Origin of the sequence: Corynebacterium cystitidis, from assembly GCF_900187295.1 — a bacterium.
Taxonomy (GTDB): Bacteria; Actinomycetota; Actinomycetes; order Mycobacteriales; family Mycobacteriaceae; genus Corynebacterium; species Corynebacterium cystitidis.
In genome coordinates this window covers 985,731-1,001,859 of record NZ_LT906473.1, presented here as the reverse complement: position 1 = coordinate 1,001,859, position 16,129 = coordinate 985,731, and the positions used below count along the sequence as shown (strand labels likewise).

At 55.7% G+C, this 16,129-nt stretch carries 16 protein-coding genes; all 16 read right to left on the bottom strand.

Annotated features, from left to right (window positions below; translation table 11 throughout):
* Window positions 1–72: 72 nt before the first annotated feature.
* Window positions 73–1,233 carry a protein translocase subunit SecF gene (secF, locus tag CKV99_RS04760; RefSeq protein WP_231910222.1) on the bottom strand — a complete coding sequence of 387 codons (1,161 nt, stop codon included), beginning with the start codon at window positions 1,231–1,233 and terminating at the stop codon, window positions 73–75.
* An 86-nt stretch (window positions 1,234–1,319) separates the two neighbouring features.
* On the bottom strand, window positions 1,320–3,191 hold the full coding sequence (gene secD, locus CKV99_RS04755; RefSeq protein WP_092255117.1) for a protein translocase subunit SecD: 1,872 nt from the start codon (window positions 3,189–3,191) through the stop codon (window positions 1,320–1,322).
* A gap of 179 nt (window positions 3,192–3,370) precedes the next feature.
* On the bottom strand, window positions 3,371–3,799 hold the full coding sequence (gene yajC, locus CKV99_RS04750) for a preprotein translocase subunit YajC (protein WP_092255114.1): 429 nt from the start codon (window positions 3,797–3,799) through the stop codon (window positions 3,371–3,373).
* 58 nt (window positions 3,800–3,857) lie between these two features.
* Complete coding sequence (gene ruvB / locus CKV99_RS04745; protein WP_092255111.1) at window positions 3,858–4,946, bottom strand: Holliday junction branch migration DNA helicase RuvB; 1,089 nt, start codon at window positions 4,944–4,946, stop codon at window positions 3,858–3,860.
* Between the two features lie 11 nt (window positions 4,947–4,957).
* Window positions 4,958–5,566: a Holliday junction branch migration protein RuvA gene (gene ruvA, locus CKV99_RS04740; RefSeq protein ID WP_092255108.1), complete on the bottom strand. Its 609-nt coding sequence runs from the start codon at window positions 5,564–5,566 to the stop codon at window positions 4,958–4,960.
* Window positions 5,563–6,102 (bottom strand): crossover junction endodeoxyribonuclease RuvC, encoded by a 540-nt coding sequence (gene ruvC, locus CKV99_RS04735; protein ID WP_092255104.1) that lies wholly within the window; start codon window positions 6,100–6,102, stop codon window positions 5,563–5,565. Before ruvC ends, ruvA begins: the two co-directional genes overlap by 4 nt.
* 138 nt (window positions 6,103–6,240) lie before the next feature.
* Complete coding sequence (locus CKV99_RS04730) at window positions 6,241–6,993, bottom strand: YebC/PmpR family DNA-binding transcriptional regulator (RefSeq protein WP_092255101.1); 753 nt, start codon at window positions 6,991–6,993, stop codon at window positions 6,241–6,243.
* 178 nt (window positions 6,994–7,171) lie between these two features.
* Window positions 7,172–8,050: an acyl-CoA thioesterase gene (locus CKV99_RS04725; protein WP_092255098.1), complete on the bottom strand. Its 879-nt coding sequence runs from the start codon at window positions 8,048–8,050 to the stop codon at window positions 7,172–7,174.
* Between the two features lie 196 nt (window positions 8,051–8,246).
* On the bottom strand, window positions 8,247–8,702 hold the full coding sequence (locus tag CKV99_RS04720) for a hypothetical protein (RefSeq protein WP_092255696.1): 456 nt from the start codon (window positions 8,700–8,702) through the stop codon (window positions 8,247–8,249).
* 3 nt (window positions 8,703–8,705) lie between these two features.
* Window positions 8,706–9,794 (bottom strand): glycosyltransferase family 4 protein, encoded by a 1,089-nt coding sequence (locus CKV99_RS04715; protein ID WP_092255095.1) that lies wholly within the window; start codon window positions 9,792–9,794, stop codon window positions 8,706–8,708.
* A 3-nt stretch (window positions 9,795–9,797) separates the two neighbouring features.
* Window positions 9,798–10,718, bottom strand: a complete 921-nt coding sequence (locus CKV99_RS04710) for a phosphatidylinositol mannoside acyltransferase (RefSeq protein ID WP_092255092.1) — start codon at window positions 10,716–10,718, stop codon at window positions 9,798–9,800.
* A 5-nt stretch (window positions 10,719–10,723) separates the two neighbouring features.
* Entirely contained in the window at window positions 10,724–11,374 is a 651-nt protein-coding gene (gene pgsA / locus CKV99_RS04705; protein ID WP_092255089.1) for a phosphatidylinositol phosphate synthase, read from the bottom strand.
* A complete protein-coding gene (locus CKV99_RS04700; RefSeq protein ID WP_092255086.1) occupies window positions 11,367–12,002 on the bottom strand; it encodes an HIT family protein in 636 nt (211 codons plus the stop codon). Before CKV99_RS04700 ends, pgsA begins: the two co-directional genes overlap by 8 nt.
* The gene (gene thrS, locus CKV99_RS04695) at window positions 11,959–14,025 is read right to left on the bottom strand and encodes a threonine--tRNA ligase (protein ID WP_092255084.1); all 2,067 of its coding nucleotides are present in this window, start codon (window positions 14,023–14,025) and stop codon (window positions 11,959–11,961) included. Before thrS ends, CKV99_RS04700 begins: the two co-directional genes overlap by 44 nt.
* A gap of 175 nt (window positions 14,026–14,200) precedes the next feature.
* A complete protein-coding gene (locus CKV99_RS04690) occupies window positions 14,201–15,484 on the bottom strand; it encodes a Dyp-type peroxidase (RefSeq protein ID WP_092255080.1) in 1,284 nt (427 codons plus the stop codon).
* A gap of 69 nt (window positions 15,485–15,553) precedes the next feature.
* Window positions 15,554–16,123, bottom strand: a complete 570-nt coding sequence (locus CKV99_RS04685; protein WP_092255077.1) for a copper chaperone PCu(A)C — start codon at window positions 16,121–16,123, stop codon at window positions 15,554–15,556.
* Window positions 16,124–16,129: the final 6 nt, after the last annotated feature.

Below are 16,129 nucleotides of genomic sequence, written 5' to 3'. Positions count from 1 at the left end.
ACAGAATTACCTCATTTCGAGCCGAATAAAAGACACATTTTACTCTTGGGCGCACCTGGGCACTTACCAGGACTAACGACGGTCGGGCCTCCAAGTTGACGTGCGTGGCGCGTCGCGCACTGTCACATCTTCATCCGCTGGCACGCGGTCATCAGAAACGAGAGTGCTGACACGACGCTTCGGGCCACCGAGATTATCCTCTACAGCGGAGTCGGACGTGGCTTCGTCAAGTTCTGCGGATCCATCGCGTTGAGCCCGGAAGTCAGCCACAGCTTTGTTGTGCTTTTTGTGTTTTTCTTCGCGGTTAACGATGCTGACCAGCAGTGGAGTAGCCAAGAAGAGAGACGAGAAGATGCCGACGAGAACGCCAAGCAGCTGAATCAAGGCAAGATCTTTCAGTGTGCCGACACCCAACAGCCAGACAGCGACGACCAACAAAGCCACAATCGGTAAGGCTGAAATTACTGACGTCGAAATTGACCGCATCACCGTTTGGTTCACAGCGAGGTTGGCCTCCTCTGCGTACGTAGATCTGCGTGATTCAAGCACTCCGGAGGTGTTCTCCTTCACCTTGTCGAACACAATCACCGTGTCATAAATCGAGAACGTGAGCACCGTGAGCAAACCAATGATCATCGCCGGAGACACCTCCAAGCCGAAGACCGAATAAATACCCATGATCACAATGCCGTCAACGAACAGCGCTGCCATGGCGGCAACAGCCATTTCTTTCTCCAAACGCACTGCGACGTAGACTGCGGCTGCGACAAGGAAGACCACCAACGCGAGAATCATGCGCTCTGTAATCGTGGAACCCCAAGATTCAGACACTGTCGAATCACCAATGGCATCAGGAGTTGCCTCGCCCAGGGCGTTCATCGGCTGGTGTTCTTCGTAGATCGCCATCCGGGCAGAATCGATCTGTTCCTGGGTCAAGTGCTGGGAGTTGATTTCCAGGGTGCGGGAATCACCCGCACCCACGATTTGCGTTAATTCCGGTTCAACGCCTGTAGCTTCAATAAAGGTGTCTTCAACCTCCTCTGCGACAAGATCCCCAGCCTGCATGGACATCTTGGTACCGCCCTCGAAATCAATAGACAGATCAAACCCGCGGAAAATGATCGATAGCAGGGAGATCACAATCAGCGCGATGGTGATGATGTACCAAAGTTTGGAACGGCCAATGAAGTCGATACCGCCCTCCCCTGTGTACAGCTTGTCGTACGCGTTCATCCTTGTGGAGTTGGAACCCGCCGTGGCTTCGGTGGAAATTGTCGCCTTGGTGGTAGGCATTGCAGATTGTGCGGTGCTAGACATAACTACTTCTCCTCGCTTTCGGCGGAGGTTGGTGCAGAGGCGTCGTCGCTTACGACTGCAGCTGCGGGGGCTTCTGCTTTAGTGGCTTCGACTTCAGGGTCGCGTCCAGCCTGGCGGTCTGCCTCGGCCAGGGCGAACATCTTGCCCATGCCGTTGACGCTCGGGTTAGCGAAGAACGAATTGCGTGACGCAAGAATCATCAATGGTGCAGTGACCAGGAATGTCACCAGCAAGTCGAAGACTGTGGTCAACCCCATGGTGAAGGCAAATCCCTTCACCTCACCTACTGCCAGGAAGTAGATAATGACCGCACCAATCAACGTCACCATGTTGCCGGTAACGATAGTCTGCTTTGCGCGATCCCAACCGCGTGCGGTGGCAGAGCGGAAGGTCTTACCTGCGCGAACCTCGTCTTTGATGCGCTCGTACAACACGACGAAGGAATCGGCCGTGGCGCCAATACCAATGATCAAACCGGCAACTCCAGACAAGTCAAGTGAGTACCCGATCCAGCGTCCCAGCAGAACTAACATGCCGTATACCAAAACTCCGGAGCCGAACAGGGTGATAAGGGAAATAAATCCGAAGATGCGATAGTAAGTAAACACGAATATCGCGATCAACGCCAGCCCGACGAGACCTGCGATTAGACCCGCCTTAAGTGACGCCTCACCCAACGATGGAGGCACAGTTTGCGCTGTTCCGCCTGGTTCGCCGTTCTCGCCAGCGAAGGACAGCGGAAGTGCACCATATCGAAGGTTGTTAGCAAGTGCTTGTGCTTCCTCCTGGGTGAAGTCACCCGTAATCGAGGTCGCGGAACCTACTGGAGTAGCGCCCTGGATGACAGGCGCTGAAATGATCTGAGAATCCAGAGTGATCGCGATCTGCTGGCCCAGCAGCTCGGAGGTCAGCTGCGCCCAGGTCTGAGAGCCATTGTGCTCTCCATCATGTTTGAAGGAGAAACTGATCTCCATCTGTCCGGTCTCCGGGTTGAATCCACCGTTAATCGGCTGGTTGGTATCGATCTGATTACCGGTCAAACGTGGGCCGTTCTCATCAGTCACGCCCGAAAGCAGTGGTACCGGTTCAAGAAGGTGTGCTTGGCCACTGTTGGGATCACACGACACAAGTGGAAGCTCTGGCTCGTCAGTTCCTGATAGTGGGTCTGTCGAGTCCGGTTCACAGCGCATCAGCGCTTGCGACACCAATTGCTGGGTAGGGTCCGTCGATTGACGGTCCTCTCGCAACATATCGGTAAGTTCTTGACGGCGCTTGCCCGCTTCAAGGGAGTTCTCAGGTTCTGGCAGTAGTTCCGCAGTCACGGTGGGAACTTCATTTGTGGCTTCTTCACCGGCAGCTTGATTGACAGCGGTGAAGGTCTGTTCGAGCGACTCATCGGCCTGCTCGGGAGTGATAATGCCGTATTTCACCCAATCGTTTGCGGTTTCTTCCATCACCTGGGGCAAAGTGGCCATATCTGGCATCCCTGGTTGTGCGACAGGACGGAACATCAGCTGCGATGTCTGCCCCAGATTGCGCACTTCCGAGGTGTCTTCACCGGCGACAGTAATCACTAGCGTGTTGCCGTCGACGACGACTTCCGCACCGGAGACGCCCATGCCGTTGACTCGGTTTTCTAGGATCGTGCGAGCCTGGTCCAGTTGCTCCTGGGTTGGTTCGTCGCCCTGTGGGACTAAGGTGACACGGGTGCCACCCTGCAGGTCAATTCCTAGTTTCGGGGTTGCTGAACGATCGCCGGTGAAAAAGACCAGCGCGTACACCACGGCAACAATGAGGACGAACAGGGCTAGTGCGCGCTTTGGCCACTGCCTTTTCGACCCGTTGTCGTGTGCACGCCGAGTAGTAACGGACACGGAGGCTTCTCCTCGATGGTGATATGGACTATCTAGTTAAAAGGTGCTGCGTAGACCCCGCGTGCATCGTGCACGCAGGAAGTACGGAACGAACACAAACTCATATGGTACGTCAGTGGTGCTAAAAACTTGTGCCCGACCCCGCCGAAGCGCAATCGGGTACTTGTGCTCTGGTCCGCTTAGCGGTGATCGCCCCGATCAGGGTATTGCTCGCCATCACCAAAGTTTTCAGGGTGGTCGCCTGAGTTTTCTGGGTGCCGGTATCCACCATCCTCGGTCTGGCGTGGCTGGTTATCCTGGTTATCCCAGTAGCTACCAGCTGATCCCGGTATCTCACCCGTAGGCGGTTCGACAGGCTCAACCTTGCGCATGACACCGGCACGCTCCATCGTGGCTTCCACGCCTGGCGACAACTCCAGAGTGAGGGTCGATTCTTGCGTATCGACGATCGTTGCGTGAAACCCAGACACGGTGACGATCTTGTCACCTGCTTGAACAGAATTCTGCAATCCAAGCATTTCAGCCTGGCGCTTCTTCTGGGTTCGCGCCATGAGGAAAGAAGGCACCATGAACACGCCGAGGATAAGGATTAAAAGAAGGATCTCCATAGTGCCCCATTGTTACACGACTACTTCCAAAGGTCTCACTACCCCTGCTTACTGGTAGCTACAGAAGGTTTAATTGACCCGGCGCATCGGGTGGCGGTTGAAGTCCGATATGGTGCCATGCCGCCGCAGTAGCGACACGGCCACGCCCCGTACGTGCCATCAAACCGGCACGAACCAGATAGGGTTCACACACTTCTTCGACGGTGCTGGGTTCTTCGCCAACAGCCACCGCAAGCGTGTTCACGCCGACGGGCCCTCCTCCATGGCCCCGAATCAAGGCATCAAGGACCGCCCGATCAAGACGGTCGAGCCCAAGTTCATCGACGTCGAAGACGCGGAGCGCTTCTTGTGCAGCGGTCACATTGACATGTCCGTCGCCGTTGACCTCGGCCCAGTCGCGAACCCGTCGCAGAAGGCGGTTAGCAATGCGGGGTGTTCCCCGCGATCGCGCACCGATCTCGACTGCCGCATCGGAATCAATGCTGACTCCTAAGATGCCAGCAGCACGGGTAACAACTCGGGTTAAGTCTTCGACATCGTAAAACTCCATTTGGGCCGTGAATCCGAAACGGTCACGCAGTGGACCGGTAAGCATCCCTGCTCGCGTCGTAGCCCCCACCAAAGTAAATGGCGGAATCTCCAGCGGGATGGAGGTAGCCCCTGGGCCCTTTCCAACAATGACGTCGATGCGGAAATCCTCCATCGCCATGTACAGCATCTCTTCCGCTGGTCGCGCTATTCGGTGGATCTCATCGATGAACAGAACATCGCCCTCCATCAGATTTGAAAGCATCGCAGCCAGATCCCCCGCCCGTTCCAGCGCTGGGCCAGATGTCATCCGCAGCGAGGTACCCAGCTCTTGAGCGATAATCATGGCGAGGGTGGTTTTACCCAGGCCGGGTGGCCCGGATAAAAGAATATGATCCGGAGTTACTCCCCGTTTGCGAGCTCCAGTCAGCACGAGGTCTAACTGCTCGCGAACTTTCGGCTGTCCGATAAATTCCTCGAGTGCTTTCGGGCGAAGCGTTTTCTCAACGTCACGGTCATCGGCTTGTTCTTGCGGGTCGATCGGGGCGTCGTCGGAACGCGTGGACTTTTTCTCGAGGTCCGGCGGAAGCTGAAACTCGGTCTTCTCGATGTCGGACATTAGTCACTTCCCTACTTCTTGCCCAGCTGAGATAGAGATGTTCGCAAAACAGTCGTGGTATCAGTGTTTTTCTCGGCTTCTGCCACCTGCTCCACCACAGGGCGCGCCTGCTTATCAGTAAAACCAAGGCCCACCAAAGCCTCTACCACTTGGTCCACCACAGCGGACGAGCCTCCGGCAGGAGCAGCCCCGGATCCGAGACTTTCTGTTCCGGAAAACAGGCCTTGAAGTTTATCTTTCAGCTCGACAATCATGCGTTCAGCCATGCGCTTGCCAACACCCGGGATCGCCTGCAATCCCTTTGTGTCTTCACCGGTGATGTGCTGAGCAATCTCTGCTGCGTTATAGACCGACAATGAAGCGAGAGCCAACTTCGGCCCCAAACCGGACACTGTTTGCAGCGTATGAAACATTGTGCGGTCATCATCTTCCATAAACCCGTACAAAGTCATAGCGTCTTCGCGAACACTCAAGAAAGTTAGCACGCGGGTAGTCTCACCACGTGTCAGCCTGCTCAACGTTGGTGGTGTGGCGAGGAACCGGTACCCCACACCGCCACATTCGATAACTGCATGATCTAAGCCGATGGTCAGCACTTCGCCGTGTAAAGAATCAATCATGGATGTGAGCCTCCTGCAGTATTTGTTGCTAACTGTGTACGAGCAAGTAAAGGCGCACGCCAACAATGGCACACGGCGACTGCCAAAGCGTCAGCCGCATCTGCAGGTTTCGGTGCTTCCGCTAAGCCCAAAATTCGGGTGATCATCACTGTCATCTGCTTTTTATCTGCACGGCCATTACCCGAAATTGCTTTTTTGACTTCCGACGGTGTGTACATATGCACGGGAATATCACGTTCCGCGGCGGCGAGAATCATGACGCCTACCGCATGCGCAGTATTCATCACCGTAGAGACGTTCCCCCGTTCAAAAATGCGCTCCATCGCGACCACATCCGGAAGGTAGTCATCCATCCATTCACCGACCGCACGAGAAATGCGCAACAAGCGTTCAGCCAGCTCTGCATCTGACGGCGTACGTACCACCCCCACAGCCACTGGGATTACCTGTCGACCACGACCAGCTTGGACAACAGAAAGACCGCAACGTGTCAATCCGGGGTCAATGCCCATCACCCGGAGGCCCTCTAAATTCACACGCCCTCCCTCAGCACGTACAGTTCACTCACACACCTGTTCTATCATAGCGGGAGCACCAGATAGAGCATCCCCGCCGTCATCAGTGCGTTGCAGCGCTGCAAGCGAGCGGCGGGGCAGTCCTTGTAGGAGGGGTGCTTAATCGTCGAGTGACTCCATCATCTCATCAGAGATGCTGGCATTTGTATACACGTTCTGCACGTCATCCGATTCCTCTAAGGCATCGATTAAGTTCAGGAGCTTCTTCGCGTCTTCCTTGTCCAGCTCCACCTCTACCGACGCGCGGAAATCCTGGCCGGCAGTGTCAACCTCAATACCAGCTTCTGCCAACGCAGTCTTGACCTCCTGCAGGTCAGTGGGAGCGCAAATCACCTCAAACTCGTCGCCCAAGTCATTGACCTCTTCAGCACCCGCTTCAAGTACCGCCATGAGAACATCGTCCTCAGACAGCTCACCTTTTTTAACTTGAACAACACCGGTGCGAGTAAACATGTAGGCCACAGACCCCGATTCGCCCAAGTTGCCGTTGTTACGGGTCATCGCGGTGCGGACCTCAGTAGCAGCACGGTTACGGTTATCCGTGAGACACTCGATGAGCATCGCTACACCATTAGGGCCGTAGCCTTCGTACATAATGTTCTCGTAATCAGCGCCGCCCGCTTCTTCACCAGATCCACGTTTGCGGGCACGCTCAATATTATCGTTCGGGACTGAGGCCTTTTTGGCCTTCTTGATCATGTCATCCAGAGTCGGATTACCAGCGGGATCACCTCCGCCAGTACGCGCCGCAACCTCGATGTCCTTGATCATTTTCGCCCAAAGCTTCGACCGCTTCGCATCGTTCGCAGCCTTCTTATGCTTGGTAGTAGCCCACTTTGAATGGCCAGCCATAACCTCGTCCCAGTCCTTTCCTTGATGCAGAGGAGATCATGAGCGTTGCTCCACGATATCCTCGTTGCTTCAGCCGAGTATACGCGCACCCGGTGTGGCACTATAGATCTGGGCGCAGACGACGCGCATTTGGCTCATGCGGCCCATCACCACCCACACGGCGGCCACAGCGTTATTTTTAGTGTTCATTATCCTTCAGGGTCTTCAACGGTAAAGACTTCTCACCGTCGCGCAGTGTCCGCGTGAGCCCCTCCTGGGTCACCATCGCGACAAGATTTCCGGCGTGATCGAAAATACGCCCGTGTGTCAGCGCGCGCCCACCATGAGCAGAGGGCGATACCTGGTCATAGAGGAGCCACTCGTCAGCGCGAAACGGGCGCAGGAACCACATAGCGTGGTCCAACGATGCCATTTGCACTTTATGCCCCGGGTGTGGAACAAGTGCTGAATGCAGCAAAGTCATGTCGGACATGTATGCCAAAGTACACACGTGGAAGGTGGCGTCGTCCGGAAGCTGCTGCTTCGATTTAAACCAGACCACCTGCTGCGATGGAGTGTACTTATTGTGCTCGTACAGATCCGAGGGAACTACCCGGATGTCCCAGTCGGACCACTCATCCAGCAGTGCGCGCCGCGACGGTGGGATAGTCTCGCGCTCATCTGGAATCTCGTCGGGCATCGGGACGTCACGCATGATGTCGGAATGCTCTGGGCCGGGATCACCCGATCGGTGGAAGCTGGCTTGCATCGCAAAAATAGTTTCACCATTTTGAACTGCTTCGACGTGACGCGTTGCAAAAGATTGTCCATCACGCATCCGGTTAACAAGAAATACTGTGTCTTGCGCAGCCACGCCTGGGCGCATGAAATATCCGTGGAGTGAGTGCACGAACTTATCGTCGCCTACCGTGCGTGTTGCCGCGACAAGCGCTTGGGCCGCCACCTGGCCGCCGAACGTGCGCTCAAGCTCTGACTCCACTGCCGCTGCGCGGTAAATATCAGTGTCGATAGTCTCCAAGTCTAAAATTGTGCTGATTGGGGAACGCTTCGCCGTCATACATCGAAACGGTACACGGCTTTTTCTGCATTCCAGGTATCGTTAGACATCATGGGGTGTTAGGCCAATTTCCGGTGACGGTATTCGGCAGTGATTCTCGTCGCCTTGTGTTTACGATCCTGATGACGATTGTCCAACCAAACGACCCGGATGCAGTCGTGGATACCCTCATCGGCAGGAACAGGTCCCCGGCCGCTCAGGCATCGGCCAGCTCAAAGAATTCCGGTAACCGGGCGGTCCCCCCAAGCCGCAGGATGCGCACGATGGGTCGCAGCCGTAGCGCCCGCGTATCGGCTACGGCATCGTTGTAGAAGCGCAGTGCAAGCATGACCCTGGCGTCAGCATCCGCTATTTTCGCGCTTTCCGACGCTCCGATCTTTTGAAGCCGTGCACCCAAATCACGCTCCCGCGCGATCCGGGTGGAAAAATCTCCGGGAGTAAGCCCTGCTTCTTCGACACGACGTGCCTCCAACGCAGCCGCAGGGTAAGCCACGGCGACAACCGCTGCCCTCCGGTCTAGCGCCGCCTCTAAGGCATTACGGGCGCGGTCAACGCGCACATGAAGACGGTCGAGCCTTTGCGCCGTTGCATACGCCCACGTCAGAAAGACGGTGATCAGGACGGCGAGAATCACCCACAGCAGTGTTTCCACCAACTACCCCCGCACGGTCGTGCCATCTGCAACAGTCTCATACACAGCCATGACCTTGGCTGCAACCGTGTCCCAGTCATAAAGTTGGGAGCGCTTAAGTCCGCTTTCAATGAGTCGCTGACGGGCCGCCTCATCGTCGATAAGCATGCGAAGCGCCATCGCGAGCGCATGGTCATCTCCGACAGGGAACAACACTCCAGCGGGTTCTTCGCTGGTGATGTCACACACCGCAGCAAAGGCTTCCAAGTCGCTGGCGACAACGGCGCACCCGGCAGCCATTGCTTCGACCAGAACAATGCCGAAGGATTCACCGCCGGTATTGGGGGCAACGTAAATATCAGCACGCCCCAAAATTTCTGCCTTCTGCTGATCGCTAACGCGCCCCACAAAATTGATGCCGGAAAACTCGCGCGGGCGGCCCCCACCGATGACGGTGACAGTGACCTTCCGATCTAGCTGAGCCAGCGCGCGAAGAAGGATGTCTAGGCCCTTGCGGGATTCATCGAGTCTACCCAAGAACACGATCTCCACAGGGGCGTGAGGGTCACGCGGACGCCGTGCTGCTGCGAAACGGGCTGTATCCACACCATTCGGAATCAGCACCGGGTCGCCGCCGAGCTTTTCTACTTGCAGGCGACGCGCCATTTCAGAGACTGCAATACCGCCACCAATCTTTTCGAGCTTGGGCTGGAGCAGGGGGCGGGCAAGTGAGAGGATCCATGACGAAGCCGCTGATGCATGGTAGGTAGCAACTATCGGCCCCTCTGCGATGAACAGAGACGCCATAGAGAAACTGGGCGAATTCGGTTCGTGGATATGCAGCACGTCAAACTGTCCTTCGTTAAGAAACCAGCGGGTCGTGCTGATCACCTGAGGCCCGATAGCGAGCCGGGCCACCGAACCGTTATAGCGGATCGGGACAGACCCTCCGCCTTTGGTGACATACTCTGGCACATCGGTACCTGCAGATGCTGGGCCGAGAACACCCACGTAATGCCCCTGCGAGCGAAAAACCTCCGCCAAGTCAAGGATATGAGCTTGAACCCCGCCAGGTTCGTCGAAGGAATAAGGGCACACAATTCCAATCCGCACGGCTTACTCCCCCACGTTTGATGTTCTTCGCTGCTTTTTGTCCACCGGCCACTGCGGTTGGAGCATATGCCAATCCTCCGGATGAGCTGCGATATTGGCGGCAAAAAGATCAGCGACACGCTGCGTGGTTTCCTCCAACGAAGTGACCTCAATCGGTGCCGAAGCTGACAGCCCCCAGCCTGGATCCGAGTCTGTACCAGTAAACCAACAGTGCACAGCGTGCAACGCCGCCCCAGTCTCAATAGCCAACTGAGCTGGGCCAGCAGGCATTGTGGTAGTTTCTCCGAAAAACGAGACAGGCACCCCACGTGCTGTAAGGTCTCGCTCACCGAGCAGGCACACAATTCCCCCTGCCTCAAGAACGTCCTTCAAACGTTGAAACGGTGGAGTCGCAGAACCTGTAAGTGCCAGAACCTCAAAGCCAAGAGACTCACGAAAATCCACAAAAGCGTCGAAAAGTACCGCCGGTTTCACCCGCTCAGCCACCGTAGTGAACTGCCCATAGTGAGTATGCAACCACATGCCGGCCATATCCCAGTTGCCAGAGTGAGGAAGCGTAAGAATCACGCCTTTGCCTCGAGCCAGTGACTCGTCGAGAAGCTCACGGCCCACCGTCCCCTCACTAATCTTCGCAATAAGATCAGGATCCCCCGCCAAACGCGGAAGACGAAAGGCCTCACGCCAATACCGTGCGTAAGACCGAACTGAGGCACGGACAAGGTCACGAGTGACATTGTGCGCTCCCACCACACGGGTTAGATTGCGACGCAGCATGTCCATGCCCGCCCCATCTTTGGAAACCTGATCCGCACCCCAGTTAAACAATGCTGCCACCCAGGATTGTGGAAGCTTCCCGATTAACTTCCACCCAGCTAAATAACCCGCTGCCGATAAATCTTCAGTGGTAGGTAGACGAAAAGCCACAGTGTCTAATCCTCTTCCTCAACAGTACCCGCTGGAGCGCAGACCCGGGCTTGAGAATTCTCATCAAGAGAGGCGATTACCAGGCGCTGGATCACGGTAAACACGGAGCCGACGGCAAGAAGCCACAAACTCACCTCGATGGCAAAAGGCATGCCGAATCCTTCCAGAGCCAGGCCACCCAATCCCAGAATTAGCCTTTCAGGACGTTCAATCAACCCCCCAACCATGCGCAGTCCACCTGCTTCGCCACGGGCTTTCACATAGCTAATGATCTGCGACGTAACGATAACAACCAGGGAGACCGCGACGGTAGCTGGGTGGGCAGAATCGACGAATACCAGCCAGTAGGTAATGGCGGCGAATAGCGCTCCGTCAGTAATCCGATCACAACTGGCGTCTAATGTGGCACCGAAAGCGGTACCACCACCTCGAAGCCGCGCCATCGTGCCATCTACCATGTCAAAAGCAGAAAAAACTGCCGAAAGAATCGCAGCCAATACCAGATGATCAGTGGGAATGAGAACAACCGCCACCGCGACCGTGAGCGCCGCGCCGACCACCGTCACTACATTGGGGGTAAGACCAATACGCAGGAAACCCCGGGCGATTGGCTCAACAACAACAGCTGCGGGCTTCCTGCCATGCACGCTAAGCATTGTCTCTCCCCTTCTCCTGGGCAGCCAAGCGGTCGTCGTCGACAAGCTCACTCCATGCTTCAGCCAGTAACTTGCGGGTATCCCGCAGCAGCTCCGGGAATACTTTTGTTTCTCCGAGAACTGTCATGAAGTTAGAGTCTCCCGTCCACCGTGGAACGATATGGAGGTGCAGGTGGTCACCCACCGAGCCACCAGCCGAACGTCCCAAATTCAGGCCCACGTTGATAGATTCTGGGTGCGACACCCGTTTCAAAGTCCGCACAGCAAGCTTGGCAAACTCCATAAGTTCGGCAGTTTCCTCATCCGTCAGATCCTCGAGGTTCGCTACCTTCCGGTACGGAACAACCATGAGGTGGCCAGAGTTGTACGGATAAAGATTGAGCAGTGCGTACACGCTGGAGCCACGAGCGACAATCAAGGCTTCCTCATCGTCCATCTCGGCAGCAACGACGAACGGACCTCGCTCTTCGTCTTTCTGCGGTACGTCCGCTATATACGCGGCACGGTATGGCGCCCACAGCCGTTGCAACCGGTCTTCTTCACCCACACCGGTGTCTATGTACGCCGCCGGTTTCTCTGCGTTGTTATGCACGTCGCGTGGCAATCGTTTCCTCGCTGGGTTGATCATTGTTTCGCTCGCAGATCCACTCCTCAATGATACCGATCGCCTCATCGACTGGAACACCATTCACCTGCGAACCATCGAGGAATCGGAAACTCACAGCGTCCGCCTCCACATCGCGACCACCGGCCAAGAGCATGAATGGGACCTTAGCCTGTGTGTGGTTGCGGATCTTCTTCTGCATCCGATCAGCAGAAGTATCAACATCGGCGCGGATTCCACGGCTGCGGAGTTCAGACATAATTTTCTCCAAATGTGGGGAAAAATCGTCGGCGACCGGAATACCCATAACCTGGTGTGGAGCTAACCACGCGGGAAACGCCCCAGCATAGTGCTCCAGCAACACGGCGAAGAAACGCTCAATCGAGCCGAAGAGCGCGCGGTGAATCATGATTGGGCGATGCTTCGCGCCATCGGAAGCGGTGTACTCCAGCTCAAAGCGCTCAGGCAGATTGAAGTCCAGCTGGACTGTAGACATCTGCCAGGTCCGCCCAATAGCGTCGCGCGCCTGCACAGAAATCTTCGGGCCGTAAAACGCTGCACCCGCTGGGTCCGGGACAAGCTCAAGGCCAGACTTTTCAGCGACGGTCTGCAAAATATTGGTCGAACGCTCCCACACCTCATCATCTCCAATGAACTTCTCTGGGTCCTTCGTGGACAACTCGAGATAAAAATCATCCAAACCATAGTCACGCAGCAAGGAGATAATGAACTCAAGAACGCTGGTGAGTTCCTCTTCCAGCTGGTCCTCCGTGCAGTAGATGTGAGCGTCATCTTGCGTGAACCCACGTGCTCGGGTCAGGCCGTGAATCACGCCAGACTTCTCGTAGCGGTACACCGTGCCGAACTCGAAAAGTCGGAGTGGAAGCTCCCGGTAGGAGCGTCCACGGGATGCATAGATAAGATTATGCATTGGGCAGTTCATCGGTTTGGCATAGTAATCCTGTGCCGGCTTTGTCACGTTGCCTTCATCATCGGTCTCGCCATCCAGCTGCATAGGTGGGAACATCCCATCTGAGTACCACTCCAAGTGACCAGACTTCTTAAACAGGTCACCCTTGGTGATATGCGGAGTGTTTACGAAGCTATACCCAGCGTCGATATGGCGACGCCGCGAATGCTCCTCCATCTCCAACCGCACAATGCCGCCATTGGGATGGAAAACTGGGAAACCAGAACCGATCTCATCGGGGAAAGAGAACAGGTCAAGCTCAGAACCAAGACGGCGGTGGTCGCGTTTTTCCGCTTCCTCCATCATCACCTGGTACTCATCAAGCTTTTCTTTCGATTCCCAGGCGGTACCGTACACCCGCTGGAGGCCGGCATTAGCCTGGTCTCCACGCCAGTACGCGGCTGACGCACGGGTCAAGGCGAAAGCTGGGATGTATTTGGTTGTCGGCACATGAGGACCACGGCATAGATCCGACCACTCCACCTCACCGGAACGCGGGTTAACGTTGTCGTAGTAAGTCAGCTCGCCTCCGCCGACCTCGGTTGCTTCGTCCGAATCAGGATCCACATTGCCTTTATCCGCGACCAGTTCCAGTTTGTAGGGTTCGTCTTTAAGCTGCTCAGCGGCGTGTTCATTTGAATCGTAGACACCACGCTCAAACTTCTGGCCGGACTTGATGATCTTCTTCATCCGGCGCTCAATGGTTTTCAGATCCTCAGGAGTAAACGGCTCCTTGACGTCAAAGTCGTAGTAGAAACCGTTCTCGATAGCAGGACCGATGCCGAGTTTAGTGCCGGGAAATTCAGCCTGGACTGCTTGCGCCAACACATGCGCACACGAGTGCCGGATTACACCGCGGCCTTCTTCGCTCGAAGCTGCAATCGGCGTGTATTCACCGTCTGCCTCTGGAACGTGGGAAAGGTCCTTCAGGTTGCCTTCTTCATCTTTGACAACAACGACTGCGTCAGGGCCCTTATTGGGAAGCTCCAATGCCCGCATAGCAGCCCCGACGGGAGTACCCGCAGGAACAGTAAAAGGTGCGTAGGTGGCTGGTGCCAGGGCGGATTCGGTGGCCATGATTATCGGTGCGCTCCTTTGCGCTCGCGCGTCCGCGGCATACCTGGCCGCGCACGCTGTGCTAGCAAGAAAGACCCTCAACTACGTCTGCTCAGGGTCGCCGGAACCAGTCTACTCCCCTACTAATAATTGCACCGGAGCAGGCCCCTAATTCCGACCAGAAAAGGCGTCGTCGTTACGCGTCTTTTTCCAGCAAGCGTTGCGCCCAAAACTCATCTCGGTCGCCGTCCACAGAAACACCAGGTGGGATCCAATACACCGCAGAGCCAATGTGGCTAATCCACTCATTCAGACGATCGGCTTCATCAAGGCGTTGCTGAATCGGAATATATTGTGTAACCGGATCTTTTTGAAAACAGATAAAGATCAAGCCAGCATTAGAAAGCTGCCCCGATGCAGGATCCGGCTGGATGTCGTAATTATAAGGGCGACGCTTGATCCGTTGCTCTGGATGATCTGCGGGTGCTGTCGAACGCGCAATATGAGAATTGCGGTCGATCACTGGCAATCCATACTGATCGGTGGCGTCAAAGTCGGGGTCATCGAACTCATCCTCGCCGGTCAACGGCGCGCCGTTGGCAAGCTTGCGGCCCATGGATTCCTCTCGCGAGACACGATCAAGCATTTCCCACGTATCCAAGTTCATATTGATGCGGCGCACAATCATAGAGGTACCTCCGATTTCGAAGTCTTCCCCCTCATCAACCCACACCTGCTCGGCGAACTCTTCGTCGGTCCGCGGGTTAACCGTGCCATCCACCTGGCCGAACAAATTGCGCGGAGTCGACGAATCCGGCATTGATCCGTCCGCATGGAGGAAACCCTGTTGCAACCAGCCTGTTTCAACATAGTCCATTCCGGCCCGCACCATATGGCGCATAGCATGGCTTGCCATAGTGGGATCATCGGAACAGATCTGGAGTACCAAATCCGATTGCCCCCATTTTTCATCTAATTCATCGCGAGAAAACTCTGGAAGAGGTTCCAGCCAGTAAGGTTTCTCGTCGTTAAGCCCGGCTATGTCGAACACTCGCGGGCCAAAACCACACGTAATGGTGAGGTTCGCCGGGATCTGGACCATTTCCGGTTCCAAAGAACCTAAAGGCGTCTCACCCGAGCAGAGTGCTCGAGCGTCCTCAGTCCACAGGCGCATCAACCGCGTGAGGCCAGCACGATCCACACTTTCCTTCACATTAAATGCTAGAAGGTTGAGATTGGCCTGCGGAGGGGTAGAAATGCCAGCTTGATGAGGGCCATCAAATTCGACGGTTGCCTCAGTCAAGCGAAAGTCCACATCGGCACTATCGCCGGATTCAGTGACAGTATTGTCATTGTCTTCAGCATTGTCTGCAGCTGGCTCCTTGGCCCCGGCAAAAGCCTTGTGGGCACCGGATAAAGCTACTGCGGAACTAGCAGTTACGGCTGTGCCGGTGATGAAACCTCGACGCGATATGGACATGTTCTTCTACCCCTCCGTAGCGTTTCTAACGATAGTGACTACTTGGTTGGATGGAGCCCCAGGCTCCATTTAGTGGCCATGCATATCGTGGCCCGGCTGGTGGCCAGTCAACTGGCCGTCCTCGCCGTAGTTTTCCTCACCAGGAATCAAAGTGCGTACTGGGACATCCTCGACGGTGTACTCATTGCCATCAGCATCCTTGAAAGAAACGTTGATGGTGTCGCCAGCTTCGATCGCCTCGTCATAGCCCATAATCATGAAGTGATCAGCGCCTGGTTCTAGGACGTAGGTGCCGTTCGCAGGAACAACGAAGCCGCCTTCGACCTCCTGCATAATGCCATCGACAGTCTCATGAAGCTCATACATCGTCGCTCCGAGGTCCGTGGAGAACTCAACGATATTGATGTCCTCGTCAGTGTGGTTAGTCAGGGTTCCGAAAACACCAGTCATGCCCTTACCAGCCTCCATTGCGCGAACAACAGGATCCTCCAGTGTGACGTCCTGCCCCGCAGCAACCTCGGCGGTCTCTGTAGTGGTTTCTTCGGTGGTCTCGGTGGTCGAATCCGTGTCGTTTCCGCAGGCAGCGATTGTTAGGGATGCAGCGATCAGGGCTGCACCAGCAGCAAGACGGCGGTTCATAGGGAT

Bases quoted from the DNA above. Each gene is read 5' to 3' on its own strand.
- secF (WP_231910222.1), bottom strand. From the start codon at position 1,233: ATGAACGCGTACGACAAGCTGTACACAGGGGAGGGCGGTATCGACTTC.
- yajC (WP_092255114.1), bottom strand. From the start codon at position 3,799: ATGGAGATCCTTCTTTTAATCCTTATCCTCGGCGTGTTCATGGTGCCT.
- ruvB (WP_092255111.1), bottom strand. From the start codon at position 4,946: ATGTCCGACATCGAGAAGACCGAGTTTCAGCTTCCGCCGGACCTCGAG.
- ruvA (WP_092255108.1), bottom strand. From the start codon at position 5,566: ATGATTGATTCTTTACACGGCGAAGTGCTGACCATCGGCTTAGATCAT.
- CKV99_RS04730 (WP_092255101.1), bottom strand. From the start codon at position 6,993: ATGGCTGGCCATTCAAAGTGGGCTACTACCAAGCATAAGAAGGCTGCG.
- CKV99_RS04725 (WP_092255098.1), bottom strand. From the start codon at position 8,050: ATGACGGCGAAGCGTTCCCCAATCAGCACAATTTTAGACTTGGAGACT.
- pgsA (WP_092255089.1), bottom strand. From the start codon at position 11,374: ATGCTTAGCGTGCATGGCAGGAAGCCCGCAGCTGTTGTTGTTGAGCCA.
- CKV99_RS04700 (WP_092255086.1), bottom strand. From the start codon at position 12,002: ATGATCAACCCAGCGAGGAAACGATTGCCACGCGACGTGCATAACAAC.
- thrS (WP_092255084.1), bottom strand. From the start codon at position 14,025: ATGGCCACCGAATCCGCCCTGGCACCAGCCACCTACGCACCTTTTACT.
- CKV99_RS04690 (WP_092255080.1), bottom strand. From the start codon at position 15,484: ATGTCCATATCGCGTCGAGGTTTCATCACCGGCACAGCCGTAACTGCT.
- CKV99_RS04685 (WP_092255077.1), bottom strand. From the start codon at position 16,123: ATGAACCGCCGTCTTGCTGCTGGTGCAGCCCTGATCGCTGCATCCCTA.